Raw genomic sequence first — 24,196 nt, 5'->3', positions numbered from 1 at the left:
GCCGTTTCATACATTTATGGAACGAGGCCTGACTACTTAATTATTTGTTGTTTTAAATCATTAAGTTAAACACTTAAAAAGCATTATCATCTCATTGAATTACAACTTGGCACCTGATTTGCTTGTAAGTTGGTAATGAGTGCTTTTTTCAAGCACCTAAATGCATGCGTATTATTAATTTTATACATTACAAATAATGTAACTTATTTCGTCAGGAAGACTTATGACTGTAAAACCGATGACATTTATTCAAACGTCGATTGTGACTCTAGCCCTTGCTTCAACGGCAAGCGTTTATGCTCAAGATAGTTCACAAAGCAACTCACAAGAAAACATGAAAATCCGCCTTGCGACAACAACCAGTACTTATCACTCTGGTTTGTTAGATTACCTACTGCCTGAATTTAAAAAAGATACCGGTTATACCGTTGATGTTTTAGCTGCAGGTACCGGTAAATCACTGCGTATGGGACAAAATGGTGATGTTGATTTAGTAATGACTCACGCACCTAAATCTGAAGCAAAATTTGTGGATGATGGTTTTGGTGTACTTCCACGTAAACTGATGTATAACGATTTTGTTTTAGTCGGTCCAAAAGCGGATCCTGCCAAAATAAATGCTGATAAAGATGTTGTCAAAGCCATTACAGACATTGCTTCTTACAATGCTACTTTTATTTCACGTGGTGATGATTCAGGTACAAACAAAAAAGAATTGGGTTTGTGGGAACAGGCAAAAATTGAGCCTAACTTCGGTGGTTACAAAGCAGTAGGGCAAGGTATGGGGCCAACATTGAACATGGCATCTGAACTGCAAGCCTACACATTAACCGATCGTGGTACTTGGTTAGCATACGAGAACAAACTGGATCTAAAAATCTTAGTACAAGGTGACAAACGTCTCTTTAACCCTTACCAAGTTATTCTGGTTAACCCAAGCCGTTACCCAGACATCAACTACCAAGGTGCTAAAGCATTCAGTGACTGGTTAGTTAACCCTAAAGCGCAAGCTATGATCAATAGCTACCAGCGCCACGGTGAGCAGCTATTCGTTGCTAATGCTGTTGTTCAATAAAAGTGTTACCTCTTACTAAACACATTGAAACGGAAAAAACGTAAATATAATGGATATTTGGCAAACGACCCAACAAGCAGTTCAACTTCTCTTTAGTGGCGACATGGCACTATGGGGCATTGTTGGCGTTTCATTTTCCGTTTCTTTGTTGGCTATTAGCATTGTGCTGATACCCGCTTTAGTGATTGGTTTTGCCCTCGCCTATGGGAAGTTCCCTGGGCGTTGGCTTATCTTGTCTCTATTTAATACATTCCAATCCATTCCTACAGTGGTGATTGGTTTATTACTGTATATGATGCTATCGCGTTCTGGTCCTATGGGGGACTGGAAAATGCTGTTTACGCAGCAAGCAATGATCATCGGCCAAATGATGATCTGTTTTCCCATTCTTGTTTCTATGATGCACGCTGCTTTTCAAAATAGTGACCGCCGTGCATGGGAAACAGCATTAACTCTGGGTGCTAGCTTACCCCGTGCATTAATGAGCTTGATGTGGGAATCTCGCTTTCCACTGCTTGCCGCAGTTATCGCCGCCTTTAGTCGCATCATTACCGAAGTCGGTTGTTCAATGATGGTTGGAGGCAACATTTTAAATTCAACCCGTAATATTCCCACAGCGATTGCCCTTGAAAGCTCAAAAGGTGCATTTGCCCAAGGCGTTGCCTTAGGAATGGTATTACTGATTCTCGCATTAGGTCTAAACTTCTTTTTATCTGTTGCTCGTGGGAAAGCCCACTTGCGTACCAATTAAGCTGAGGAACAGGTGATGTCACAAATTTCAATTCAAGCACATGATCTTTCAATGCGATTTAAAGATCGCTTGCTTTTTCATGTCCCTCAACTCACGCTTGGTCCTAGCGATGCAATCTATCTGACTGGTGACAATGGTGTAGGAAAAACCACACTATTGAAAATTTTATCTGGGTTACAAAAGCCCACAACGGGTAAAGTGAATCTTCAAAATCAATCTTGGCTCTACCGTCTTTTTAAAGGTAATACCAAAGGTGGCATTATTTATATGCACCAAACACCTTACATGTTTGACGGTTCAGTATTTGAAAACGTCTGTTATGGTTTAAAGTTCGCCATTAAAGACCGCCAAACGCGACGAAGTGAAGCTATAAATGCCTTACGTATGGTAGGGTTAGAAACCTTGGCTGATGAACACATTTCGGTGTTATCCGGCGGTGAAAGACAACGCGTTGCAATGGCACGCGCATGGGTGTTAAAACCCAGTGTACTCTTGATGGACGAATCCAGTGCTAGTCTTGATAAAGAATCAATCGAGCGACAAGTTATTCTGGCAAAAGATTTGCTGGAGCGTGGTTCAACATTGGTTATCACAAGCCACCAACAAAATGCACTCACTGCACTTTGTCGTCGCCAATGGACTATCAGCAATACAAAACTAATAGAACGAGCAGATTTACAGCTCGTCACAAAAGACAAAGATAAGGACGATTATGCCTTCGGCTGAACAAACAAGTTGGGTAATTTTAGCGGGTGGACAAGCCAGCCGCATGGGCGGCAACGATAAAGGCCTGGTTGAATTAACAGGCAAAGCAATGATCGAGCACGTTATCGGTACTCTCTCTCCACAAACGTCATCGATAACGATTAACGCAAACCGAAATCAAGAACGTTATGCACAGTACGGTTCTGTGTTTGGCGATAATATTCAAGACTACCCTGGTCCTCTAGGTGGTATTCATGCTGCCATTCATCACTTAAATGATGAGTGGATTGGTTTTGTACCTTGCGATTGCCCCCAACTACCTCACGACTTAGTCGAACGAATGACCAATGCTTGCTCTGAAGACACAGACATCGCAGTAGCGCATGATGGCGAGCACATTCAGCCCGTAGTCACCCTACTTCACCGCCGCATCTTACCAAAATTAGAAGCATTTCTCGCCAATGGCGATAGAAAAATCATTCTACTTTACCGCCAGTGCAACATGATCACCGTCGATTTTAGCGATCAGCCAAACGCTTTTGTTAATTTGAATACGCCCGAAGAACTACAACAATTTGGACAGACATTATGAGTCAATTTAACGCTTCTCTGCCATTGTTAGGCTTCGCGGCTTATAGCGGAACAGGCAAAACAACCCTTCTAGAAGCCATGCTGCCTAAATTGGTTGAGCGCGGTATTCGTGTTGCAGTCATTAAACATGCTCACCATAACTTTGATATCGACCAAGAAGGTAAAGACAGCTACCGTTTACGTAAAGCAGGTGCAAGCCAGATGTTAATTTCATCGCGCTATCGTCGCGCTCTGGTGACTGAGACTCCGGAGGAAGAAGCGTCTCTTCCCTACCTGATTGCACAATTAGACCAAACTCAACTGGATCTTATTTTGGTTGAAGGCTTTAAGAAGCTCAGTTTCCCGAAAATTGAATTACATCGTGAAGAAGTCGGCAAACCTTGGTTACACCCTGATGACAGCAATATTATCGCAGTTGCCGCTAATGTTGATGCCGATACAACGCTGCCTAAACTTGATATTAACAACCTTGAAAAGCTTACTGATTTCGTTGTTGCTTTTGCTAAAGGTAACAACGAATACAAAGCCAACACGCAAGAAAACAAACAAGGCTTATTGTGTGGCGATTTAACACCGAGCGGTATGTTATCTGTTGATGAAGGACGAGACCGCATTCTCAGCCAAATTGAGGCGTTACAGAGCACACAAAAAGTCGACCTAAAAGCCGCATTGGGTCAAATTGTCTCACGCGACATTTTATCTCCCGTCAATGTACCGCAACACACGAACTCAGCAATGGATGGTTACGCTATTCGTGGCGATGATTTAGAACGTGATAACTATAACGTTGTCGCGCAGGTGATGGCTGGTCATAGCTATGATACCCCATTAGAGAAAGGCCAAGCTATTCGCATAATGACAGGTGCGCCTGTGCCAGAATGTGCCGATACTGTCGTGATGCGTGAGCAAGCAGAACAAATTGGTGACACCGTCACCTTTAACCTGAACATGTCGGCAATATATGCTGGTCAAAATGTTCGTCAAGCCGGTGAAGATCTTGCGCTAGGACAAACAGCTGTCGCTGCAGGCACAAAAATTGAAGCGCCAGAATTAGGTATGCTCGCCTCTTTAGGTATCGATAGTGTTAAAATTAACGCACCTGTTCGTGTTGCTATCTTCTCAACTGGTGATGAAGTTCAACACCCAGGCGAAGCACAAAAAACAAACTGTATTTACGACTCCAACCGCTATACATTGCACGCCATGCTAACACAAGCAGGTTGTGAAGTTATCGACCTAGGTATTATTGAAGACAGTGAAGCATCGCTAGAAGCAACATTAGTAAAAGCCAGCGAGCAAGCGGATCTGATTTTATCTTCAGGTGGTGTATCGGTGGGCGATGCTGACTACATTAAGACCGTATTAGACAAACTTGGGCTCATTAATTTCTGGCGGATCAATATGCGTCCAGGCCGCCCTCTTGCATTTGGTCAAATAGCAGATACCCCTTTCTTCGGTCTGCCTGGTAATCCTGTTGCAGTCATGGTTGTTTTCCTTCAGTTCGTTGAACCCGCTATTCGCAAGCTTCAAGGTATCAATAACTGGCAGCCCGAAGTATTGAATGCTATAGCTTCAGAACGCTTCCGCTCTCGTCCTGACCGCACTGAATATACACGAGGTATTTTCAGCTTTGATGCTAATGGCCGCTTAACGGTTAAATCAACCGGGCAGCAAGGTTCTGGTATTTTACGTTCGATGAGTGAAGCAAATTGCTTAGTGGAAGTATTGCCCGAGCAGGCAAATGCTGAAGTGGGTGGCACAGTACGTGTGATTCCGCTGAAAAGTCGAATTTAAAAAGCTGCAAACGCATACTCAATGTTGCTGGACTACACCATCATAGCTCAACATTCATTGGTACATTATTAGCACTCAGTATTCGAGGAAAGTATCCTCGAATACTGGTGCTTTTTTTGTTTGCAGCTTCCGTGCTGCTTTATTTTTCCTGAGTCTTCTACACGTTAGAAGTTGATGTTGTGTGCTGCTCTTCAATCTACAAAAATGCATTTGAAGTATAATTTGCACTATTTTTATATCGTTCTCAGATAAAGCAACCCTAGCCTAAAATTCGGTATTGACCTGTTTTTATTATGTTTGCGCCGCGAATAATACATAACTATGCTAGTAGATGCACTGTAAAACTCATTTATCCTTATATAAACCAAGGTTATATTCTCATTAATTTCAAATTTGGGTCGATATTAACCCGAAAATAAACAGGAAACTGATGTCACCACGACTTTCAATACGCGCTGTGTTTTATAAAGATGATAAAATACTGTTGTGTAAACATCACGATGATCGCGGCTTTTGGTATATAACCCCAGGTGGTGGCGTTGAGCATGGCGAAACATTAGAAGATGCTTTTCACCGAGAAATCAAAGAAGAAGTCGGCTTACAAGCTGAAATGGGGAAAGTATTGTGTATACGAGATTTAATATCAGATAGACAACCAACAAGCTACCTTCCCAATCATTTCCACCAAGTAGAAATATTCGTAGAAGGTATTAACCCTATCTTTACTCACGAGCCCCATAAGATGGATCCCGCGCAAATTGGATACGAATGGATAAAGTTGGATGATCTTCCAAGCCTACTATTTTTCCCTTCTAGCTTGGTTGATATTTTTCAACATAAAAACTTTTCAAATATCTATCTAGGGCACAAGCTTTAAAAATATCGTAACTTATTGTTTTTAAAATTAAATAATCACTTCAACTTCAGTTTTATTGATAGATACAACAAAGAATGATTATCAACGCGTAAATATACTTCACTTTCTGTCATACTCTTAGGTATAACGGACTGTTTGTTTTCTAAACAGAACATCTGGCTAGACCATTTAAACTATTTTCTCATGTAGAATGGGATACAGTTAATCACTTAGGTATTAAAAAGTTAAGCATGTTTTTAGACTCGTATTATTCAGAACAAAACGGTGAATTCTCTTTTACTCGTGAGCAAGCAAGCCACTTCGCAAAAAAAATTGCGGGTGATTTCAACCCTATCCACGATGAAGATAACAAACGTTTTTGTGTACCAGGCGACCTACTTTTTTCTGTGGTACTTTCAAAAACGGGCTTAAGCCAAAAAATGCGTTTTGAATTTGCAGGCATGATTAATGATGGCATAGCACTAAATATTGATACCAAGTCTGATACAGACATGTCATTAATTGATGAAAAAGGTAAGGAATACCTGCATATCACCCGTGAAGGTGAAACAACAACCGACCAAGAGCTTATTGGCCAAGTAACAAAAAACTATGTGCAATTTTCTGGCATGAACTTTCCGCACATCATGGTTCCGCTAATGGAATCAAAACAAATCATGATTAACCCTACCCGCCCATTGGTTATCTATGAAAGTATGGAACTTGATTTCACACGCCTTGATTTTTCTGCTCCAACAGTAGAGCTAACGGATTCTGAAATTACCGTTGAAGGCAAACGTGGTAGCGTTACCCTAATGTTCTGTTTCAAAGAAAATGGCGAAGTGGTTGGTACAGGCCGTAAGCGTATGGTAATGAGTGGCTTGAAGCCATATTGCCAAAATGATATTGATGATTTGGTTAACCGTTTTAACGATCGTAAAGATAGATTTTTAAATGTAGCTGCTTAATAGCACCTTTCATTACGAAACTTGAGCAAATAAAGAATATTACAGCCTGTTTTTACAGGCTTTTTCTTTATTTGTCATAATAATATTCAGATAGTATTGTTATACCAAATACAGGTTGTATCGAATATAGAAAGGACTCAACGTTGAATTTACGACAAATTGAAGTTTTCTACGCCATTATGAAGTCAGGATCTGTATCTGGTGCGGCACGCATGCTTCATGTTTCACAACCTAACGTTACACGCATTCTTTCTCACACAGAACAGCAGCTCGGTTTTGCTCTTTTTCAACGTATTAAAGGGCGGTTGGTGGCAACAGAAGAAGCTCGACAGTTACAACCCGAAACTGAAAAAATCTATCAACAACTCGGTAATTTACACTCGCTCACTAATAAGATAAAAAAAGGCAGTCAGCACCTTCGCATTGGCGCAACACCGATTCTTGCCACTTCATTACTAACACCAACGATTGCAGATGTATGCCAAGATACCAACCTATCTATAGAGCTCGCCACAGATAACCGTGATGGCCTATGCCAAAGTTTAATTCAAAACCAGTTAGATTTAGCCATTTGCTTTGGTAAGAACACACCACCAGCTATTACCAGCGAGCACCTTTTATCAACTAATATGATTTTAGTCTGCCACCCTAATGATGCACCGACATTAGAAACCTTACAGTCAAACATCGTTAGCCTGTCAGAACTGCTACTTAATAGTGTGACAGCGTCACCAAAGATTGTCGGGCTAGATTCACGAGACCCTTTAGGTTACGCCCTTAATCATGCTATTCATCACATTGACCCTACTTATCAGCCACAAATTGTAGTACGAACCTATAGCGCAGCGGCAGAACTTGTATTGCAAGGTGCAGGCATCGCGATTGTCGACCCGTGGACAGCGACATTATACGAAGGGAAACTTAAACAATTCAAACTTGAAACGGATATTTCTTTTTCTGTTTCTATCTTATTTGCAGATCACAGCCCATTGAATATAACGGCTCAGCAATTTGTTTCTCAGTTACGATCAAACATCATCAAGCCAATATAAACGCGCTACAACACTATAAGATTGTGCCCTTCAGGTTAACTTAACTCCTCACCTATAACACGACGTTATACCCTTCTACTATATAAGTATTCGGCAATTTAAAGCGTTCATACTACTGTCGTTACATCCCTCGCCTAAGGCGATGCTTTGGTTCTACTGAGCCAACTCACTAATTCAAGGATGTATAATGCAGATCCCTCAGCCATACCTATTATTTCTAGGCGACGTTACCGATCCACTTTCAGCTAAAACAGCGCAAGGTATTCATCAATGGCGCCCTGATGTTTGTGTCGGACAAATTCGCCTTACAGATGAAACTGTCTCACTTGGCTTAGATGATCTGTCATTACAAGAAGCAAAAGAACTTGGAGCTAAAACCTTAATGATTGGCACGGCGAATGCGGGGGGATACATTCCTGCCTCTTGGGTTAATACCCTTGAACAAGCACTCGAATTAGGCTTTAACATTGCATCTGGTATGCACCAACGTTTAACGGATTTTCCTTCATTAAATTCACTTGCTAAAAAGCATCAATGCCAACTGTTTGATGTGCGCCATTATGATGAAAGCCTAGATGTAGGTAATGGTAAGCCACGGGAAGGAAAGCGTTTATTGGCAGTTGGTACCGATTGTTCTGTAGGAAAAATGTACACCACGTTAGCCCTTGAAAAAGAAATGAATCAACAAGGAATAAAAGCTAAATTTTGTGCAACAGGGCAAACAGGGATCTTAATAACGGGCTCGGGTATCTCTATTGATGCTGTGGTTGCCGATTTCATTTCAGGCTCGGTAGAACGAATTAGCCCTGATTTCTGTGATCACGAATGGGATGTCATAGAAGGACAAGGATCATTATTTAATCCTTCATATGCAGGGGTTAGCTTAGGATTATTACACGGTGCCCAGGCTGATGCGTTAGTCTTGTGCCATGAGGTAGGTCGTCAACATATTCGTCATTTGCCTCATATGCCAATTCCAGCTATTCATGATGTTTTAAAAGCTAACCTTCAAGCTGCAAGACTCACAAATCCGAATGCGCAATGGATTGGAGTTTGTTTAAACACATCCGCAATCTCTGAACAAGATGCGCTTGATCTATGCCACCAATGGTCATCTGAATACGGCCTACCAGTAACAGACCCTGTACGCTTTGGTGTTTCTTGCATTGTCGATAAACTACATTCAATTTAAATGGATAGTAAAAAATGAAAATAACAGCGATTCACGAACAATTCCCTCTCGCGCGTTCATTTACTATTTCCCGTGGATCACGTACCCATGTTGATGTGGTAAAAGTCATCATTGAGCACAACGGCATTATCGCAGAAGGTGAATGTACGCCTTACGCACGGTATGGTGAAACGGTTGAATCCGTTATCGAACAAATAAAGCACGTCGCCAATCATGCTGAGCATCATTCCAGCCTACATGACTCAGATTTATCTAGCTCTGATTTATATAGCGTCGAGCTGCATAAATCTCTGCCGCAGTTGTTATCAGCAGGTGCTGCTCGTAATGCCATTGATTGTGCATTATGGCGCTTAGAACAACAGCAAAAAGGCATTGACTTTCCGACACAGAGCTTTGACATTCAATCGAATATTATCACGGCAATGACAGTATCAATTGATACGCCGGAGATCATGGCAGAACAAGCTAGAGAGTATTGTGAGTTAGGCGCAAAATTACTCAAAGTGAAGCTAGACAGTGAACAAATCATTGAGCGTGTTAAAGCGATACGCACAGCGATTCAAGTCATAGCACCTGATACTAAAATTATTTTAGATGCGAATGAGGCATGGGGAGAATTAGACCTTAACGCCATATTCAGCCAACTCGCCGAATTAAATATTGCCATGATCGAGCAGCCTGTCGCTAAAGGTGAAGATAACAAACTGTTAGGTATTCCTCACCCAGTACCAGTCTGCGCAGATGAAAGTTGTCATACTAGCCAAGATTTAGCACTGCTGTTAGGTTGCTATGAAATGGTCAATATCAAGCTAGATAAAACAGGTGGGTTAACTGAAGCCCTTGCACTGGAATCTAAGGCAATTGAAATGGGGTTCACCGTTATGATGGGCTGTATGCTGGGAACATCACTTGCAATGGAAGCCGCATTGCCGATTGCAGCCCGTGCTGAAATCGTTGATTTAGATGGGCCTGTTCTATTGGCTCACGACCGTGAGAATGGCTTACGATACCAATCCGGCTATATCGTTATTTAAGCGCGAACTGGGTATAACGACTAAACGAGGCTTTCAACACAAATAATCGGCTCTTGGTAAGTAACTTTGAGCCCTTTTTCCTCTAACTCATCGAATACATCTTCGTTAGCCTCGACAAACGCTTCACTTATTTGATCGCAAATCGCTTCTCCACCAGCACTTAAAGCAATGGCAGAAAACCATGGGCTTAGCCTCAAGTTACCAACACTCAGCACTTTTTGAATTCTTTTCATATCATGCTTTACGATAGCAATAATTGCTTTACTCAATGATGTTGCTAAACCAATATTTCGATACTCTGGTTTAACAAATACAGTATGCAAGGCGAGTTCATAGCTAATTTCATGCTTTGAAAAAGGGAAACGGTGATCTTCAACGTAACGGCTAAAGCTTGCGATAGCAACAACGCTACTTCCTATATACAATTGCAAGCAAACATCATTATTGGGGTCTAAAAAGCGAGTTATTGGTGAATAACGAATAGCCACCATATCGCTCAATTGTGCATTTATCTGCTCATTCCCATCTTTATGCAACAACTCATCTAAAACAGGCTTCGAGTCAGCTAAGGGCACTAAAATAAGTTTCGCTTCTGGAATAGGCAATAGCTCAGTTAATTCCCCAATTTCTAACGAATTAATAGGTGTTAAAAATAAATCATCAAGATAGCATTGGCGTCGATGTCCAGTACTTTTTATGCCTTGCGAAGGCTTAACAACAAACACATCATCATCACCTTCAAGCGCATGATGATCAACAATATAGATGTGGTCTTTTACAGAGTGTAAATTAATCCCAGCGATATTTAATACAACATCAGCCCAAATATCATAGCTATCAATGAGCGAGATACTTTCACCATCATGCGAATACACACTATACCGACAATTACCCATCCCTTTAACCCTACGCCTTACCAACAACCAAAATGAGAAGTGCTCTATAATACTGAATTATTGACGTTTAACGTGATTTGTACCGAGTTATTCTGCAACAATGCTGCAAGCGTCACGCTTTGCGCAGTCTATTGCACATAAAAACGCCTTCAAATAAATGAAAGCGTTTTTAACAACATAACTCATTATTTCAAATGATTACTGAGTTGTTTGGGATTGATAGTAATCATTTTTATAAGCCAAGCTTCCCCACAATGCATTCGCCCTTGCCATTTCAATCATATTCTCAGGTAATTCTTTATTTAATAATTGCGTTGTTTTTTCATCATAACGAAAGCCAGCAGCTTCTTTTTCTGGCTGAAAAATAACAACATTATTATTATTGTCCATCCAAGCGTAGTTTTTATAAAACTGCATCATTGCTCGAAGTTTTGATTCGTCAATATTCTTCGTCATATCATGCCCAATCATCGGGCTTGTATTGTCTATACCTATCATCGACAACAATGTAGGCGGTAAATCAATCTGACTGGTTAAACGGTTATCTTTCTTATGTTCTACACCACCACCAAAAATGACCGCAGGGATCCTGAAATGATCAATGGGTACAAGTTGATTACCATATGCCCGCGAATCATGATCGGCAACAACAACAAAAATAGTATCATTCCAGTAATCTGATGCTTTCGCATTATTTATAAATTCACCCAATGCATAATCCGAATACTTCGCAGCATTCTCACGGGTTTGTTTCGGGGAATTATAAGGTGTTATACGTCCATCGGGATAATCAAAAGGGCTATGATTTGATGATGTAAATACTAAACTAAAAAATGGTTTCTTCTTTTTTTCTAATTCAGTGAATTGCTGATGTGCTTTCGTATATAAGTCTTCATCTGATGCCCCCCAAGAACCAACAAAGTTAGGGTTATTAAATGTCGGAAAATCTTGCATATCAACAAAGCCATTACCTAAAAAGAAGGTCTTCATATTATCAAAGTGACTTTCACCACCATAGATAAACTGGGTCTGATAACCTTTCTGTTTCAGCAAACCTGCAATAGTGAAGAAATTAGTCTGGCTTTTACCTAGTTTAACAACTGAACGAGCAGGAGTGGGTGAAAACCCCGTTGTTACCGCTTCTATCCCTCTAACAGAACGTGTACCCGTTGCGTACATTCGCGTAAAGTTCCACCCTTCTTGCATCAATGCATCGATATTGGGTGTAAGAGGTAATCCCCCTAACCCACCCACATAACGTGCGCCTAAGCTTTCTTGTAACAAGATAACTAAGTTTTTAGGCTTATCTTTATAGGTTGCTTCACGAGTTGTTAATGTCGGCATTGAATCAGATAAGAACTTATCGTTAGGTATACCTGTCGATTGACGGACCAGCCCAATAATTTTCTTAGAGTCCATACTTCCATAATACTTAAACGCATCATCTTCTGAGCTCATTTGTTTAACCGCAAATAACAAGGAGTACGAAGAGTTAAGTGTAAGATCATTCATTAATGGATCACTGGAGAAAGCAACCATTGCAGGGTTTAAAGGCCTATGACCAAATGTAGAACGCGCACCTATCACACCAATAGCAACAATGAAAACAGCGAGAACAGGACGCCAGTACCAACGAGGGTAGCTGAGATTGGATACAAGATGTTTACTCAGTTTCCAACCACCGACAACAGTAAGAAGTGATACAACAAAGCCAATAAATAACTCTAGTTTATAACCACTCCAAAGCATACCAAAAACTTCTTTGGGATAAACAAGGTATTCCACAAACAAACGATTAGGACGAACATCATATTCCATGATAAACGATGGCGTCGCGAGCTCCATATATACAACAAACCATAAACTCGCCACAATCCATAGCCGTAAAATAATCAACCATATTCGTCCTACAGTTCCCTTTGTTAATATTATACATGTCAACAATGCAGGCAATATCAGTAAATAGCAGAGGCTCGAAATATCAATTCGTAAACCACTGAGCAGAATAGTAGACCAGCCAGTAGCATCACTAACGCGATCATGCTGCCACAGGCTTAATCCGACCCGAGAAAATGTTAGAATGAAAAGGCAAATAATGAACGTTGTAAAAATAGGGTAAAAAATCCCTGAACGTCTTTTAAAAGAATCAAGCATGTAAAGAATCCTGTCTTATATAAACCAAGTTTTATATTTAATTTTTAATATTCTTTGAAGTAAACATATAAACTGTGAATGTTTATGGCAGGATAAAGAACACTGTTCAAAAACTCAAATAACTCTAAACAGAATGAAAACACATCATTGAACTTATTTAAAATTTACTAATCATTGACTGAAATTTAAGAAGAAAAAATGATAACTAGCTGTAATTTAAGAAAATCACGAAAAGGTGAAGATGTTAATATAATACTTACCAAGATCCTATTGATTAATAATCAACCAAGTAAATGATAAAGTTATAAATGTTCAGCATTCCTTCTAGTGCATTAGCAATATAAACAAAAATATTTAACCTCATAAATGCGATTAACATCACCAAATGAGAAATAAAAATAAGGTTGATAGAAAGCTTATGTTCAGAATTAAAGAGGTACTTACGAACATGCATAAGACAACGCCATTTATCTCTAAATGACGCTTATAACAATCAACCGCCAAACCATTAATAATTCTTTCGAACAATTACTGCTTCATCGTTTCAATCTTCTGGCAAATATGACCGCACAAATAATGGGTACTTAAGTTTCTATCAACTAAAGAGCTATCTTGTTTACCTTGCTCAATGACGGAGATCCAATGCTCGATCATGCCCGTAAAGCCTTTCGACGTTAACATTGGCGTCCAATCAGGTAGGTAAATACGCTGCTCATTACCGCCTTCCCACTTTGTACCAGAAACAAATGAATCGAATTCGTATGAGGTATTACGATAATTAGCACTGATTTTCTCTTTCGTCACACCAAAGGTACGATTCATTGAAGCATGGAAAATAGTATGATTTTTTTGCCATTGAACATCTAAACGTGCCAACTGATTCGCATCAAATTGAGTCACTAAATGTAAGTCGTCTTCTGTCACATTCGTTGCTACATTAATGCTGTCTAGTGGGTGAATAAAATCATCAAAAACAAATGTACGGATATCTCCGGGTAAGTTATGACGATTTTTTTCCCAGCGTAAAGACATTAATGACGGCTTAGGTAACAACGAGGAAGGTTGTTTCGAATCATTCCGTTGTACACCATCAAGATAGGCATTATAAAGCGGTATGTAACGTCTATTGAAACCCATAAATAGTGGCTGTTTCTGTTGCTCTGCCATTTCATATAGCGCTTCACATTCTTGATAAGAATCAGACAAAGGTTTGTCGACAAATACAGGGATACCATGAGATAAAAAGAACTGAGCAATTTCATAATGCGATGATGTTGCACTATGAATCATGACAGCATCAATACCACGTTTGCCATCAGTCGATTGATGTGAAATCAACATCTTATAATCTGTACAATATTTAGTAATTCGATGCGTATTTACTAACTCTTTTAATCGCTGTTCATTACGGGTACAAAAAACTAACTCAATGCCATCTCGTTGCGTTAGTACTGGTAAATATGCTTTAACCGCAATATCACCTAAGCCTATAACCGCTATTTTCATGATTTTTCATCTCTTTCTTTTTAAACCACAACGGCGTGGTAACAAATCGAGATTACCACAAATCGTCATTTCATATAAAACAAGTGTAAACATATGATTTTTTAGGCCTATCGTTTTTTATATTCACTTTAAATTACAAAATATGACACTTTTTTTACTTTGTGAGGTCTACCCTCTGATACCATTCATGTCTGTTTAACGAAAAATATAATCAAATGCTAGCATCTTCTTTTATCGCAAAAAAAATCTCGGGGCTAAGCGCACTTCTTGTGTTTGCTGTATTAATGACCACGGTTATTGTTCTTTTTCAAAATCCACCACTTACGGGTGATGTTAACAACAGCATTGGGCTACTTAATACCTTACTAACGGATTCAGCCGGTAGTCCGTATTTCTTAATAACGACAGCATTATTGTGTACCATTCCCCTATTCATGAAGCTGCCTAAAAAACAGATGCTTCAATTATGGATACAATTTGGTATTTTACTTGTGCTGAGCTTTGCGGCGAAAACCGGCTTAAAGCACATAACTGAAGTACCCCGCCCTTATGCTTATGAACTTCAACAACTTGGCTTAGTTGATTCTGTAGAGCAATTTTATCAATTAGATAATGCAGGAAAAGATCAAGTTGTTGAGCAGGCAAAAGAAAATGTGAGTGACTGGCGCATTCGTCATTGGCAAGGTGAAACGAACTATTCAATGCCTTCTGGACACACGATTTTTGCCGCAATTTGTGTTGTCTTTTGGGGTGGTTTTCTCTTTAGAAGAAAACAAATTATTCCTGCGTTGCTAATCACCCTATGGGCAACAGGTGTGGGAACAAGTCGCCTTTGGATTGGCATGCATTGGCCTTTAGATTTGTTAACCTCAATTGTCTGTGCTGGGCTTTTATATTGTCTTGTACCAGAATGGAATAGTACCGACTCTAAATAAAGTTCCGCTGACCCTATAAACAGCAAATACTAAAAGAGCCCTCAAGCAGTCTTGTTCGTTAATACGAATAAAATTACTTGGGGGCTCTTTCATAGATTGCTCTAAATTGTTCAACAAAAAGTATCACTTACAAAATAATGTCGCTGAAAATTTTATGCTGCAGTTTCACTTACGCTGTGTTCATATTCAACAACAAGCTGGTTTCCAGTGTAATACACCTTTTTTATATCACCATCAAGTATATACGTGTTCTTCACAGTGACTGAATTAGGCATAGAAGCCCCGACTTTATTACGTAAAGATGGCAGTGTTATTGCGGGATCAACACCAATAAAATCACAAAACTGAGTCACGAACTGATGCTCTAAAGGTAACTTACCTCTCAAAATATCAGAAAATACAAGCTGGCTTACCCCTAACCGTTTTGCCATTTCAATTTGAGTTACACGCATTTTTGCTTTATAGCTCATCCATGTATCATGTAAAATATTACGGTCTTGTTCGGTGTATTGCATACTCAAATTCCTAGCGCATTTTTTTATTTATACTGATATTTAAACGTACAATTCAGCCATTAATGTCAGGGAAAAGTAAGGCTTATTCTGTATAAAGAATGAATATGTAACAGCTTTTTTCTGTATTAAATTACAACATGTGAAGTATCAATAACTTGAAAGGAAATAGCATTTCTATTCGTCTTTCCCTTGAAATAAACACGTTGAAATCACTCTGTATTCTGCAATTAAACTGTTTGAGTATTAACATTGGCTTAAAATCTTTAGAGTACGACAGCAAACTATATCAAAATCGATAATACTTTCAGAATAATCAAGGAAAGGGATTGTTTGAGAATATAAGCAAGATATAATCATTTCGCTATCAGTGTGAACCTTCACCTTAATTTAGCGCTTTGTAATTACGGCGAATGAAGAAATGAGTATGCTTAGAAAGCTTGTCTCAAAATTTGTATTAATGACCATGCTATTCACTGTTCTTTCAACTACAGCGAATGCAGGTCCTCTATACTCAAAAAACGTCGTTCAGCCATCTAATTGTATGGAAGCAATGCTGTGTTGTCCTACAATGCAAATGCATAAAATGACGTCTTCGGCGGGCTCATCATCTATACCCTCAACTGACATGTGTGATTCACATTCTTCAGGTATGGATAAAGCAGCGTCAACCATTACACAATGCTGTAGTGATGCAGATTGTCACTCTCAAGTTAGCCCCATCGCAATATTACCTAGCTTTTTATTCACCCCTGAAAGTACGCACATTGATCATTTCATTGAACCGCAAGGTCAGCTTTTTTCACGTAATGAACCCATCTTACGCCCACCTGTATTTATTTAATTCCATCAAAAACTCAAACAATATTACATTTGATATCAATTAGATAAATTAGGATTAACCATGAAATTTTCACACCTATCAGCCCTTGTTTTACTTACCCTTAGCACTTCATCTTTTGCACAAGTCATTAAAGGGACAAATTATCAATCACCTTACTGTGGCTGTTGTAAAGAGTGGGTAAAACATATGGAAAATAATGGCTTCGATCTTGATGTTGTATACAAAGAAGATCTGACACCAATCAAAATTGAACTGGGTCTACGCCCTGAATACGCATCATGCCATACTGCAGAAATCGAAGGCTACACTTTCGAAGGTCATGTACCAGCCGATGAAGTTAAACGATTCTTAGATAAGAAGCCAGCACGTATGATTGGGCTCGCCGTCGCTGGAATGCCGATGGGTTCGCCAGGCATGGAATATGACGATCAAAAAGACCCGTATGAAGTCTTAGCATTTGACGAAAATGGTAAAACGATGGTCTGGTCTACGCATAATCAATAACACGGCCTAATGCATGTAGAGCTATTTTAGTCACGATACTTGAGTAAGGTATGTTCTTTGAAAAAGCCAGTTAGAAATGTTCTTTCTAGTAGAAAGCATATCAAAACTAGCTGGCTTTTTTATCAATTCATCTTTTCAATACGGTCAAATAGCAACCTATTTGGATCGTCATTTTCTGCCCATGCAGGGTCTGTCTCACGCTTTTCGTAATAGATTTGCAGCCCATTAAAATACGTAAACGCCGTTAATTCAGAGTCTTTCATAAAGAATTCAAAGAAGGCATCTTCTTGCTGAGAAAGCCCCACTAATGTCGTAATACCACGCTGTAAAGCCCACAGAATAGCATGTGGTGAAATCATGGTTCGGTACAACATCAATTCCTTGATCGATGAAAGTTGAACATTCAGTAATGCATTGTCTGTTTTTTGTTGCAGGTTCATTTGCTCATCAAGCACTTGTTGTTCAGCAAGTAGCGCTTTTAAACTCAATAAACTCGTTTCACGTTCAGCGGCTGAATAGCCATAGGTTGTTTTACAAAAACGAATCGCATAAGCCAGTTTAGTACGCCCCACTAGCTCAACAACATCTTCAAGGTATGGTTGAGGGATATTATAAGCCTTAGATAACTGCTCTACGGCTTGAACAAGGCTGGTATATACTATTCCATTAAACTCAAACTGAAACGCTGTTGTTAAGCCTACGACAGGAATACCATCAACGCTAAGATCCCAACCAGAGTAATTGACTCGCTCTTTTGCAATTTCAAACATTATCCAAGCTTTATCACGGAAGCCTTCAAAAGCTCGACCTTCCATCCCTGAATCTTCAAGCTCTTGTTTGGTCCAATTAACACCAATTTGGAGGTGTTTTTCATAATGCTTATGAAGCTTATCTTTTACTTTGTCGCGCAGTAAATCCAAGCTACTCACTTTTATAGATTTACTAAAAGTAAAACACTCTTTGCAAGCTGGAATCATGATGGGTGATGTTTGGTTATCGTAATTAGGCGATGCCATAAATGCATGTAATTTATAATACGGTTCGCCGCAAAACCAGCAGGTATGACGGAATTCAAAAGGAACATCAATAGACTGATAGTCATCGATCATAGTGGCTTATTATCCTGCATTTAAGAATCAATACGAACAGCTTAGATTCAAATAGTAAGTGCGTAACGTTAGCCTATTATGCTGATCCCCCCTCGGTTAAATCAACATGAATGACCAAGTTTGTTTTACCTCACTGATTTACTGTTTGTTTTCCATACAACACCGAGCGATCTTATTCAGATATCTCGTATTATTTTAAAAAAAAGACATTCATTTTTTGCAAATGTACCGCGGAAAAAGTTAAAATATGTGCCCGTTTTGAATAAGAGTGTGATTGAATGTCTGAACAGAAGCGAAAGGCGCTGAAAAAAATAGCTAAATGCCTAGAGCTGGGTAACTCTGCGAACATCAACGAAGCAGCGCAAGCTATTCGAATGGCACACCGTCTAATGCTGAAATACGGCTTAGATCAAGATGATATCGAATTCATCAAAATGGGCAAAACCAAATCTGAAACCTTATTACCTGCAGATGTAAGTACTCAGATTCTTAAAATCATCCGAGGCATTAATCGTCGTTTCGGTGTTGAATGTGTACTTACCAACCATAAAGGTTTAAAGAAGGCAGAGTTTATTGGTGTTGCTGAACGAGCTATTTTTGCAGCTTTTGCGTTTGATATTGTTTACCGCGAAATGAATCAACAAACAGGCCAATTCCGAAATAGCTTTGCGGGCACAGGAACAAGTACTGCAGAAGTTGCTCGACGTGTGGCATCTTTTTTAGCCGGGTGGCTGGAAGGTGCACTTGAAAAGTTACCGGTTTTAAATACTGACGATGATCATGAACAGCGTATGTCAAACTACATCGACAAGCAGTTTGAAAACCTAGATCGCGAAACATTCAAACAACAGCTACAAGAAGCAATGAAGGGAATTACAGACGATTACGAAAAGGGAATGAAAAAAGGACGCGCTATTTCAGTCAATCGTCCTGTTGGTGGTTCAGCGACTAAACAAGATTATAAGCTGCTAGACAAATAATTCATCATAGAATATCAATACATTTTCATTGGTTTCGCAGCCCTTAAGAAGTCGTACTTGTTACGGCTTTTTGCTACTTCCCCCCTGTATGCCCAAACTTACTATTCGTAATAATCGTTTTTTAGCAGTCAATATTTCATCCATTAATATCGATTAACAGAAAGTAGGTTGTTTACGTTTAAAAAAGAAGCATAAAGCCATAATTTATCATCACTTTGCAATGAAATGAGAGAGATGTCTCGCTTTTATGTTAACATTAAACAAAATCCCATGAATCCCGTAGCCTTTACACATGAAATTTCCTGGTCAGCGTAAATCCAAGCATTATTTCCCAGTTAATGCCCGTGATCCATTAGTAGCTCAAATCCAACAAGATAATCCACTAGCACGTACACACCCTGTTGGTGTTGGTCAAACCATTGTTGATATTGAAGCACGCGTTGATGATGACTTCTTAGCAAGACATGCTTTGAGTAAAGGTCACTCTTTAGTTCTTGATGAAGATAAAGCTGAATTGCTTTACCTTGAACTGAAAGAACGGAAATTGATCAGCCACGAATACCCAGGTGATACCATTGGTAACACACTGCACAACTATTCTGTGCTAGCTGATGATAAATCAATTCTTTTAGGTGTTATGAGCCAAGATCTTAAAATTGGTTCGTACGCTTACCGTTACTTATGTAATACATCTAGTCGAATGGATTTAGACTATTTACAGCCTGTCGATGGCCCTATAGGTCGTTGTTATACGCTGATAAGTGAAGATGGTGAACGTACTTTCGCAATAAACGAAGGTCAAATGAATCAGCTTCGCCCAGAAAGCATACCTGAGTGCGCATTTGAAAAAGCATCAGCCCTTGTGCTGTCTTCATATTTGGTTCGTGGTAAGCCAACTGACCCAATGAAAAGCGCTGCACTTAAGGCAATTGAGTACGCGAAAAAGCACGATGTACCTGTTGTGCTTACATTGGGCACTAAATACGTCATCGAAGGTAAAGAAGAATGGTGGATTGAGTTCTTAAAAGAACACGTCACCTGCGTTGCGATGAACGAAGAAGAAGCTGAAGCATTAACGGGTGAAAAAGACCCTTTAATCGCTGCAGATAAAGCACTCGATTGGGTTGATATGGTTCTTTGTACTGCGGGACCAGTTGGCTTATACATGGCAGGTTACTGTGACGATGAATTAAAGCGCGAGTCAACGCTTCCATTGTTACCTGGCCGTATTGCTGAATTCAATAAGCATGAATTTAGCCGACCAATGATCAAAGAAAGCTGTAAAAACCCTATCCGTGTTTATTCACACATAGCCCCATATCTTGGGGGGCCTGTTGAAATAAAAAATACCAATGGTGCTGGTGATGCTGCTTTATCTGCACTACTGCACGATATGTCTGCAAATTGCTACCACAAAGCTAATGTGCCAAATTCAAGTAAGCACACCGCTCAATTCTTAGCATACTCTTCTTTTTCACAGATCTGTCAGTACTCTAACCGTGTAAGTTATGAAGTACTAACTCAACACGCCCCTCGCCTATCGCGTGGATTGCCTGAGCGTGAAGATTGCCTTGAAGAAGCATACTGGGAACGATGATTCGCCCAATTATAATTTCTATCTAAAAAACACCCATTAAAAAGGAGCTAATAAGCTCCTTTTTTTATATCAACATTTATTACAGACACAAAAAAGGCCGCCTAGGCGACCTTTCATCAATTTCTTTTTTATTAAAGAATTATAAAGCTACAACGTTTGCAGCTTGAAGACCTTTTTGGCCTTGCTCTACTTCAAAAGAAACTTTTTGACCTTCAGCAAGCGTTTTAAAGCCTTCTGAAGCGATTGCACGGAAATGTACGAATACGTCAGCGCCGCCGTTGTCTTGAGTGATGAAACCGAAACCTTTCTCTTCGTTAAACCACTTGACGATACCAGTTGTGTTAGACATATGTGTCCCTTATTTAATATATAAATGTCGCAGATGCGACGTGATAATCTGTTGAATTATACACTGTTACGCTAAATAAAAGGAAACATATAGGTACATAACGATAACGTTTTTGTAGCTGTAAGTTTAACTTGTACTTGATGCTGCATGTAATAACTCTCTGAAGAACTGAGCGAGATAATACCACCTGCTCGCTTTTTGTACAGCTTATTTTTTGTACAGGCCTTCTTTTAACCTCAAATACACGCTATGAAACACAAGTTACATCTAATTATCAAAAAGTTACACGAAAATGTAAAAGTTTAATAATAACAAAAGTGACCCACCCCCCCTCTCTTACTGCTAATTTCTATATTAAGCGACAACAATATGGCGTTCAGCACCACGCAACATTGCATGGATAAGCTCGTTAGCTTCAAATTTAGTGAGTGCTTCATCAGCACCAACTTGATGAGCTTGGGAAACGCTAATCTCACTAGATAAGGAAGTATGCAAAATAATGTAAACACTTTTCAGTTTTTCCGTATTCTTTACGTCAAAAGCAAGTTCATAACCATCAAGGCCTGGCATCTCAATATCGCTGACTAGAATCTGAAACGGATCATTATTATCCGCTGCATTTTTCATCATATTTAACGCATCTTGCCCGTTCGTTGATATAAAGTAAGGAACACTAATACTGTCTAATGCTTGTGATAACTGACGTCGAGCAACAGATGAATCATCGACTAATAAAATCTTAAGTGGACGTAATATTTCACGTTCAATATCTGTTAATACAGGATTAAGACTACTTGGGTCTTCAGGAAAAATCTTTGACATCAACAATTCAACATCTAGAAGTTGAACAAGATTATCTTCAACGGTTGTTACACCAGTAACAAACACATTATTGCCTAACGATACAGGTGGAGCATCAATTTCATGCCAATTACATTCTGTAATTTTATTGATACCACGTACCATAAAACCGACGAGCTTTCGTTGGCAATCGGTAATGATAATATAACAATCTTTTATTTCCTCATTAACCAACGCTCTATAGCCAACAGCTTTAGCCATGTCGATGACAGGGAATGTTTGACCACGCAAAGTGGCAGCACCCAAAACGGTAGAATGAGAATGCGGAATAACGGTTAGCGGAGTATAAGGAACAATTTCTTTAACTTTCAAAGTCCCAATCGCAAAAGATTGGTTAAGTGTCAGTTGAAAAAGCAACATCCCTTGAGACTGGTTGGTTGCGCTTTTAATCATAAGTCGATCCCATCATTACATAGCCGATAACATAGAAAACTATTTTAACCGTTTAAAGAGCTTATAGGAATCAAGGTTATTGATTTTATGGACAATAAATTAATCATAAGAATACTCAGCATTAATGACCAAAACTCCCAACCTAATCAAACAAATCACTATGTAATCGAGAGGCTTTTTCAACATATTGCTATATTCATCTACTTATAGCCATCAATCAGGAAGAAAATTACACAAACTCACACTATAGTTAAGGTGATGCTGTAGCTTGTTCAAAGAGGATGGATTGATATGGAACTACGTAATAGAGTTGGAGAAATCGCCAAGTTAGCAGATAACTTAACATTGAAAGAGATAGTCGACATGGGCTTTTCGATTGATATCTGTGATGAAAACTACGATTCCAATGAGCATTGGACAATACATAAAGACTCAGATAAGAAGGAAAGGGGCTATCCATAAAACCGTACAGAACATTCAACGTATCTTTATAAACATTTATGTAAGTATTACTGGAAACGAAACGAAAAGCTGACAAATGTTGGCTTTTTATTTTTCAGTTAAAAACAAATCTTAATCTATTCAGTAATAAATAGTTACACTTACTCTTATAAGTTTAATTATTTTAAAATAACAATTAAACATCACCCCAATAAGCTAATGGTTGCATACATAGGTGTGCGATAAAAAGAAATCTCATATTATTAGAAAAAATTAGCGAAAAATCATGCACTTCACTCACCATCATATAAAACCTGTTTAATAGCAAGCCTTTATCTGTTCTAACAAATAATAATCAAGCTCACATTAAAGCAGTGGTAAATATACCACGACCTACAACTTCACCTCGATTTCGTATTTCGTACTGCAAAAATTAGTTGAAAAACCTTCCAACCTCTCAATTAACGCACAAAGTAGATCAATTCTAATTGAAAATTTAATTAATATTCCCATAATAAGAGTTATCAATATTATTATATTGGTTTATAAAAAGGATTTTTATGAAAAACATCGCTAATTTTGTCGAGCAACTTGAAAAAAGTAAAGCTCCTTTCAACATTTTTATTTATGCAAGTAATAACAGCTATTCTCCTTTGGATGCTCAAAGGAGCAATAAAGCGACTCAGATATTAAAAAATGCTATTGAACGTTATCTACAAGTTGTTGTAGAAATGAACGGTAGTGCTTTTTTGCTTCTATCTGAAGTACATATGGCTGTACCTATCAACTTTCAAGAGTATCAAATTACTGCTATGACAGAGTCAAAAGCAGCGTAATATGATAACAATACGGTGTTTTGATATCAGAAGAAAACGATCAAGAAATAATCTGGCTAGGTAATTTCGACATTAACTGTATTGATAAACTCGTTTAATAGGCTCTTTTTAGAGCCTATTTTTTCATACGTTTTCAAATTAAAACCTGCGATTAAAATATACTTTATCTCGCAACACCTATAAGTTTCCATGATAATAAAATTTCTTTCATTTAGTCACCTATGGTTATAGTTACATAGCATTAAAATTTATAATCAACAT

24 protein-coding genes are annotated in these 24,196 nt (G+C 38.9%); 17 read left to right on the top strand and 7 right to left on the bottom strand.

All coding sequences use genetic code 11. From position 1 onward, the window contains the following. Positions 1 to 223 precede the first annotated feature (223 nt). From C9J48_RS22350 to dgcA, 10 genes are all read left to right on the top strand, one after another. The gene (locus tag C9J48_RS22350) at positions 224 to 1,075 is read left to right on the top strand and encodes an ABC transporter substrate-binding protein (RefSeq protein WP_006231806.1); all 852 of its coding nucleotides are present in this window, start codon (positions 224 to 226) and stop codon (positions 1,073 to 1,075) included. Positions 1,076 to 1,124: 49 nt separating this feature from the next. Next, the gene (locus tag C9J48_RS22345; protein ID WP_006231805.1) at positions 1,125 to 1,826 is read left to right on the top strand and encodes an ABC transporter permease; all 702 of its coding nucleotides are present in this window, start codon (positions 1,125 to 1,127) and stop codon (positions 1,824 to 1,826) included. Between the two features lie 15 nt (positions 1,827 to 1,841). Next, complete coding sequence (locus C9J48_RS22340; protein WP_006231804.1) at positions 1,842 to 2,552, top strand: ABC transporter ATP-binding protein; 711 nt, start codon at positions 1,842 to 1,844, stop codon at positions 2,550 to 2,552. Beyond that, positions 2,539 to 3,123: a molybdenum cofactor guanylyltransferase MobA gene (gene mobA / locus C9J48_RS22335; protein ID WP_006231803.1), complete on the top strand. Its 585-nt coding sequence runs from the start codon at positions 2,539 to 2,541 to the stop codon at positions 3,121 to 3,123. Before C9J48_RS22340 ends, mobA begins: the two co-directional genes overlap by 14 nt. Further along, entirely contained in the window at positions 3,120 to 4,916 is a 1,797-nt protein-coding gene (locus tag C9J48_RS22330) for a bifunctional molybdopterin-guanine dinucleotide biosynthesis adaptor protein MobB/molybdopterin molybdotransferase MoeA (RefSeq protein ID WP_006231802.1), read from the top strand. Before mobA ends, C9J48_RS22330 begins: the two co-directional genes overlap by 4 nt. Positions 4,917 to 5,346: 430 nt before the next feature. Next, positions 5,347 to 5,793, top strand: a complete 447-nt coding sequence (locus tag C9J48_RS22325; RefSeq protein WP_006231801.1) for an NUDIX domain-containing protein — start codon at positions 5,347 to 5,349, stop codon at positions 5,791 to 5,793. Positions 5,794 to 6,023: 230 nt separating this feature from the next. Beyond that, complete coding sequence (locus C9J48_RS22320; RefSeq protein WP_006231800.1) at positions 6,024 to 6,740, top strand: DUF3581 domain-containing protein; 717 nt, start codon at positions 6,024 to 6,026, stop codon at positions 6,738 to 6,740. A gap of 143 nt (positions 6,741 to 6,883) precedes the next feature. Further along, positions 6,884 to 7,792: a LysR family transcriptional regulator gene (locus C9J48_RS22315; protein ID WP_006231799.1), complete on the top strand. Its 909-nt coding sequence runs from the start codon at positions 6,884 to 6,886 to the stop codon at positions 7,790 to 7,792. 187 nt (positions 7,793 to 7,979) lie between these two features. Next, positions 7,980 to 8,984: an N-acetyltransferase DgcN gene (gene dgcN / locus C9J48_RS22310; protein WP_006231798.1), complete on the top strand. Its 1,005-nt coding sequence runs from the start codon at positions 7,980 to 7,982 to the stop codon at positions 8,982 to 8,984. Positions 8,985 to 8,998: 14 nt separating this feature from the next. Beyond that, positions 8,999 to 10,018 (top strand): N-acetyl-D-Glu racemase DgcA, encoded by a 1,020-nt coding sequence (gene dgcA / locus C9J48_RS22305; protein ID WP_006231797.1) that lies wholly within the window; start codon positions 8,999 to 9,001, stop codon positions 10,016 to 10,018. A 20-nt stretch (positions 10,019 to 10,038) separates the two neighbouring features. Here dgcA and C9J48_RS22300 read toward each other — a convergent pair whose 3' ends face one another. The 3 genes from C9J48_RS22300 to C9J48_RS22285 all read right to left on the bottom strand — a co-directional run bounded on the left by C9J48_RS22300 (position 10,039) and on the right by C9J48_RS22285 (position 14,574). Then, positions 10,039 to 10,914: a GNAT family N-acetyltransferase gene (locus C9J48_RS22300; RefSeq protein ID WP_006231796.1), complete on the bottom strand. Its 876-nt coding sequence runs from the start codon at positions 10,912 to 10,914 to the stop codon at positions 10,039 to 10,041. 198 nt (positions 10,915 to 11,112) lie between these two features. After that, entirely contained in the window at positions 11,113 to 13,068 is a 1,956-nt protein-coding gene (locus C9J48_RS22295) for an LTA synthase family protein (protein WP_006231795.1), read from the bottom strand. A gap of 528 nt (positions 13,069 to 13,596) precedes the next feature. Beyond that, the gene (locus C9J48_RS22285; protein WP_006231793.1) at positions 13,597 to 14,574 is read right to left on the bottom strand and encodes a Gfo/Idh/MocA family protein; all 978 of its coding nucleotides are present in this window, start codon (positions 14,572 to 14,574) and stop codon (positions 13,597 to 13,599) included. Between the two features lie 215 nt (positions 14,575 to 14,789). Between C9J48_RS22285 and C9J48_RS22280 the strand changes: the two genes are divergently transcribed. Beyond that, a complete protein-coding gene (locus C9J48_RS22280; RefSeq protein ID WP_006231792.1) occupies positions 14,790 to 15,509 on the top strand; it encodes a phosphatase PAP2 family protein in 720 nt (239 codons plus the stop codon). 152 nt (positions 15,510 to 15,661) lie between these two features. Here the strand turns inward: C9J48_RS22280 and C9J48_RS22275 are convergent, their stop codons facing one another. Continuing rightward, complete coding sequence (locus tag C9J48_RS22275) at positions 15,662 to 16,024, bottom strand: helix-turn-helix domain-containing protein (RefSeq protein ID WP_006231791.1); 363 nt, start codon at positions 16,022 to 16,024, stop codon at positions 15,662 to 15,664. A 424-nt stretch (positions 16,025 to 16,448) separates the two neighbouring features. On the opposite strand from C9J48_RS22275, the gene C9J48_RS22270 reads away from it, so the two are divergent. Together C9J48_RS22270 and C9J48_RS22265 are read left to right on the top strand one after the other, a co-directional pair. Next, positions 16,449 to 16,865, top strand: coding sequence for a hypothetical protein (locus tag C9J48_RS22270; protein WP_006231790.1), 417 nt, complete (start codon positions 16,449 to 16,451; stop codon positions 16,863 to 16,865). A 60-nt stretch (positions 16,866 to 16,925) separates the two neighbouring features. Next, the gene (locus tag C9J48_RS22265; protein ID WP_006231789.1) at positions 16,926 to 17,369 is read left to right on the top strand and encodes a DUF411 domain-containing protein; all 444 of its coding nucleotides are present in this window, start codon (positions 16,926 to 16,928) and stop codon (positions 17,367 to 17,369) included. Between the two features lie 122 nt (positions 17,370 to 17,491). On the opposite strand, the gene C9J48_RS22260 is transcribed toward C9J48_RS22265, so the two are convergent. Continuing rightward, complete coding sequence (locus tag C9J48_RS22260; protein ID WP_006231788.1) at positions 17,492 to 18,478, bottom strand: hypothetical protein; 987 nt, start codon at positions 18,476 to 18,478, stop codon at positions 17,492 to 17,494. A gap of 278 nt (positions 18,479 to 18,756) precedes the next feature. Here C9J48_RS22260 and C9J48_RS22255 point away from each other — a divergent pair, with 278 nt between their 5' ends. Further along, a complete protein-coding gene (locus tag C9J48_RS22255; protein ID WP_006231787.1) occupies positions 18,757 to 19,458 on the top strand; it encodes a DUF2786 domain-containing protein in 702 nt (233 codons plus the stop codon). A 292-nt stretch (positions 19,459 to 19,750) separates the two neighbouring features. Next, entirely contained in the window at positions 19,751 to 21,055 is a 1,305-nt protein-coding gene (locus C9J48_RS22250; protein WP_006231786.1) for an inosine/guanosine kinase, read from the top strand. A gap of 139 nt (positions 21,056 to 21,194) precedes the next feature. On the opposite strand, the gene cspE is transcribed toward C9J48_RS22250, so the two are convergent. Further along, on the bottom strand, positions 21,195 to 21,404 hold the full coding sequence (gene cspE / locus C9J48_RS22245) for a transcription antiterminator/RNA stability regulator CspE (RefSeq protein WP_006228553.1): 210 nt from the start codon (positions 21,402 to 21,404) through the stop codon (positions 21,195 to 21,197). Between the two features lie 354 nt (positions 21,405 to 21,758). After that, positions 21,759 to 22,658, bottom strand: a complete 900-nt coding sequence (locus C9J48_RS22240; RefSeq protein ID WP_006231785.1) for a chemotaxis protein — start codon at positions 22,656 to 22,658, stop codon at positions 21,759 to 21,761. Positions 22,659 to 22,949: 291 nt separating this feature from the next. Here C9J48_RS22240 and C9J48_RS28005 point away from each other — a divergent pair, with 291 nt between their 5' ends. Both C9J48_RS28005 and C9J48_RS22235 read left to right on the top strand, forming a co-directional pair. Beyond that, on the top strand, positions 22,950 to 23,120 hold the full coding sequence (locus C9J48_RS28005) for a hypothetical protein (protein WP_006231784.1): 171 nt from the start codon (positions 22,950 to 22,952) through the stop codon (positions 23,118 to 23,120). A 539-nt stretch (positions 23,121 to 23,659) separates the two neighbouring features. Beyond that, positions 23,660 to 23,935 (top strand): hypothetical protein, encoded by a 276-nt coding sequence (locus tag C9J48_RS22235; RefSeq protein WP_006231783.1) that lies wholly within the window; start codon positions 23,660 to 23,662, stop codon positions 23,933 to 23,935. Positions 23,936 to 24,196 lie beyond the last annotated feature (261 nt).

The sequence above is a fragment of the Photobacterium profundum genome (genome assembly GCF_003026285.1).
Lineage (GTDB): Bacteria > Pseudomonadota > Gammaproteobacteria > Enterobacterales > Vibrionaceae > Photobacterium > Photobacterium profundum.
The sequence above is the reverse complement of the archived record's forward strand: the minus strand, read 5'-3'. Positions and strand labels throughout refer to the sequence as shown.

Coding starts and splice junctions, on each gene's coding strand:
- C9J48_RS22350 (WP_006231806.1), top strand. CDS start 224: ATGACTGTAAAACCGATGACATTTATTCAAACGTCGATTGTGACTCTA.
- C9J48_RS22345 (WP_006231805.1), top strand. CDS start 1,125: ATGGATATTTGGCAAACGACCCAACAAGCAGTTCAACTTCTCTTTAGT.
- C9J48_RS22340 (WP_006231804.1), top strand. CDS start 1,842: ATGTCACAAATTTCAATTCAAGCACATGATCTTTCAATGCGATTTAAA.
- mobA (WP_006231803.1), top strand. CDS start 2,539: ATGCCTTCGGCTGAACAAACAAGTTGGGTAATTTTAGCGGGTGGACAA.
- C9J48_RS22330 (WP_006231802.1), top strand. CDS start 3,120: ATGAGTCAATTTAACGCTTCTCTGCCATTGTTAGGCTTCGCGGCTTAT.
- C9J48_RS22325 (WP_006231801.1), top strand. CDS start 5,347: ATGTCACCACGACTTTCAATACGCGCTGTGTTTTATAAAGATGATAAA.
- C9J48_RS22320 (WP_006231800.1), top strand. CDS start 6,024: ATGTTTTTAGACTCGTATTATTCAGAACAAAACGGTGAATTCTCTTTT.
- dgcN (WP_006231798.1), top strand. CDS start 7,980: ATGCAGATCCCTCAGCCATACCTATTATTTCTAGGCGACGTTACCGAT.
- dgcA (WP_006231797.1), top strand. CDS start 8,999: ATGAAAATAACAGCGATTCACGAACAATTCCCTCTCGCGCGTTCATTT.
- C9J48_RS22300 (WP_006231796.1), bottom strand. CDS start 10,914: ATGGGTAATTGTCGGTATAGTGTGTATTCGCATGATGGTGAAAGTATC.
- C9J48_RS22295 (WP_006231795.1), bottom strand. CDS start 13,068: ATGCTTGATTCTTTTAAAAGACGTTCAGGGATTTTTTACCCTATTTTT.
- C9J48_RS22285 (WP_006231793.1), bottom strand. CDS start 14,574: ATGAAAATAGCGGTTATAGGCTTAGGTGATATTGCGGTTAAAGCATAT.
- C9J48_RS22280 (WP_006231792.1), top strand. CDS start 14,790: ATGCTAGCATCTTCTTTTATCGCAAAAAAAATCTCGGGGCTAAGCGCA.
- C9J48_RS22275 (WP_006231791.1), bottom strand. CDS start 16,024: ATGCAATACACCGAACAAGACCGTAATATTTTACATGATACATGGATG.
- C9J48_RS22270 (WP_006231790.1), top strand. CDS start 16,449: ATGCTTAGAAAGCTTGTCTCAAAATTTGTATTAATGACCATGCTATTC.
- C9J48_RS22265 (WP_006231789.1), top strand. CDS start 16,926: ATGAAATTTTCACACCTATCAGCCCTTGTTTTACTTACCCTTAGCACT.
- C9J48_RS22260 (WP_006231788.1), bottom strand. CDS start 18,478: ATGATCGATGACTATCAGTCTATTGATGTTCCTTTTGAATTCCGTCAT.
- C9J48_RS22255 (WP_006231787.1), top strand. CDS start 18,757: ATGTCTGAACAGAAGCGAAAGGCGCTGAAAAAAATAGCTAAATGCCTA.
- C9J48_RS22250 (WP_006231786.1), top strand. CDS start 19,751: ATGAAATTTCCTGGTCAGCGTAAATCCAAGCATTATTTCCCAGTTAAT.
- cspE (WP_006228553.1), bottom strand. CDS start 21,404: ATGTCTAACACAACTGGTATCGTCAAGTGGTTTAACGAAGAGAAAGGT.
- C9J48_RS22240 (WP_006231785.1), bottom strand. CDS start 22,658: ATGATTAAAAGCGCAACCAACCAGTCTCAAGGGATGTTGCTTTTTCAA.
- C9J48_RS28005 (WP_006231784.1), top strand. CDS start 22,950: ATGGAACTACGTAATAGAGTTGGAGAAATCGCCAAGTTAGCAGATAAC.
- C9J48_RS22235 (WP_006231783.1), top strand. CDS start 23,660: ATGAAAAACATCGCTAATTTTGTCGAGCAACTTGAAAAAAGTAAAGCT.